The sequence below is a fragment of the Saccharothrix coeruleofusca genome, assembly GCF_014648515.1.
Taxonomy (GTDB): domain Bacteria; phylum Actinomycetota; class Actinomycetes; order Mycobacteriales; family Pseudonocardiaceae; genus Actinosynnema; species Actinosynnema coeruleofuscum.
The window spans coordinates 10,562-12,449 of record NZ_BMRG01000016.1 but is presented as its reverse complement, the minus strand read 5'-3'; the positions used below and the strand labels follow the sequence as shown (position 1 = coordinate 12,449).

The 1,888-nt window shown below is 71.8% G+C and carries 2 protein-coding genes; one reads left to right on the top strand and one right to left on the bottom strand.

Annotated elements, in window-relative coordinates; genetic code table 11:
* Positions 1-288: 288 nt before the first annotated feature.
* Positions 289-1,545: a PHB depolymerase family esterase gene (locus tag IEZ00_RS28320; RefSeq protein WP_189226409.1), complete on the top strand. Its 1,257-nt coding sequence runs from the start codon at positions 289-291 to the stop codon at positions 1,543-1,545.
* 106 nt (positions 1,546-1,651) lie between these two features.
* Here IEZ00_RS28320 and IEZ00_RS28315 read toward each other — a convergent pair whose 3' ends face one another.
* Positions 1,652-1,810, bottom strand: a complete 159-nt coding sequence (locus tag IEZ00_RS28315) for a hypothetical protein (protein WP_189226408.1) — start codon at positions 1,808-1,810, stop codon at positions 1,652-1,654.
* Positions 1,811-1,888 lie beyond the last annotated feature (78 nt).

Below are 1,888 nucleotides of genomic sequence, written 5' to 3'. Positions count from 1 at the left end.
GTCGACGGTCCAGGCGCGCGCCTGCTCGCTGAGGGTGATGCCCAGTCCGGGGCGGTCCGACAGGTGCATCCGCCCGCGCGCTTGGCGTAGCTGAAGCCCACCCCCTCCAGGCCCGCCTCGGTGCGGATCTCGGCGAACAGGAAGGCGACCCCGAAATACTTCACTGTCCGAAGTAAATCTGCCATGCTCGGTCCCGTCGGCGTCGCCCGGTCCCGCGCTCCTCTCGGGACCGTCGCGAAACCGGGTGAAGCAAGCGCTCCGCCTCCATTCAACGACGAAGGAGCCCGCATGGCCGTGTTTGTCAACCGTCGTACCGTCCTGGCAGCAGGCGCGGGTGCGGCCGCCGGTCTGGCGCTGCCCGCCATCACCGCCAACGCCGACACCCGCCCGACCGGCAAGGTGAGGTTCATCCTGAACGCGGTGACCCTCGACGGCGGCGAGCAGGTCACCTCCGTCACCCTCGAGACGTCCCGGATCGGACCGATCGACCCGGCGAGCCTGACGACGGGCACGTTCAGCGTGCGCGCCAAGGCAACCAGTCCGATCGACACCGACGGGCAGGCCGTGGGCTACGACCTCGACCGGCCGGTGACCGCCGCCCGGCTCGACCGCCACGGCAACGTCGTGCTCTCGCTGAGCCACGGCGAGGGCCAACCCGGCGGCGGCACCCTCGGCTACATCGGCAGCAAGGGCCGCAACGTCCGGCTCGACCTCGCCTACACCATCACGCAGAACGCCCCGATCGCCCTGCGCCGCGGCGCGCCGGTCACCATCTCGCGCTTCAGCCAGGGCGAGCTGGTCAACCCCGAGGTCGACGCGTTCAGCCACCACGTCTCCGGCTCGGGCATGAAGTACCGGCTGTACTCACCCGGCCCCTCCGCCCGGCGCGGCAGGCGCCCCCTGATCGTCTGGCTGCACGGCGGGGGCGAGGGCGCGTCCCTGCCGGACGACTACTACGACAACGAGACGACGCTGCGCGCCAACCGCGGCGCGTTGGGCTTCGCCACCGACGAGGCGCAGCGGATCTTCGACGGCGCCCACGTGGTCGCTCCGCAGAGCACCTCCGCCTGGATGCAGGACGGTCCCCGCTTCGCCCCGCTCATCCACGAGATCATCCGCGAGGTCGTCCGGAAGCGCTCGGTCGACCCCCGGCGCATCTACGTGGTCGGTTGCAGCAACGGTGGCTACATGGCCTTGAAGATGACCACGGTCTACCCCGCCGTGTTCGCCGCGTCCGTGCCCATCTGCGGCGTCGTGGCTCCCCGGCAGGCGGGCGGCCCGCCGCTGATCCCCGACGCCGAGCTGACGGGCATCAGCACTCCCACCTGGTTGGTGACCTCCCGTGACGACACGACGATCGACCCGCAGGCCAACACCGTCCACGCGCACGACCTCATCCCCGGTTCGCTGATGACGCTCTACGACAACGTCGTGTGGAACGGCTACCAGTTCCCAGGGCACTGGTCGTGGATCTACGTGGCCCGCAATGACCCGAGCATCCGCGGAACCCGCGTCTGGCAGTGGATGGCCCACCAACGACGCTGACCGAACGGCCGCGGCGCCTCCGGCGAAAGCACGAATCGCCGGAGGCGTCCGCAGGTCGACGCCGGTTCAACGACCCGCTGAGCCTGCCGGGGAGGGCCGAACGGCGTCACCCCGCCGCGCCTCGGCGCGGCCCCACCCGGCCGTCCCGCCTGCCACGACGCGGCCCGGCGGGCGGGCGTCCGCTACCGGTGCCGCCGGGGCGGCGGGTTCGCGGCGCGGGCGCGGCGGTGCAGGGGGCGGGGCGGGACCAGGTGGAGTCGATCATGCCGGGGAACCTAGCGGTGGGGTACGACAAAAAGCTCCGCCCACTGCTCGGCGGTCAGGTCGCGGGGCAGGGCGCGCT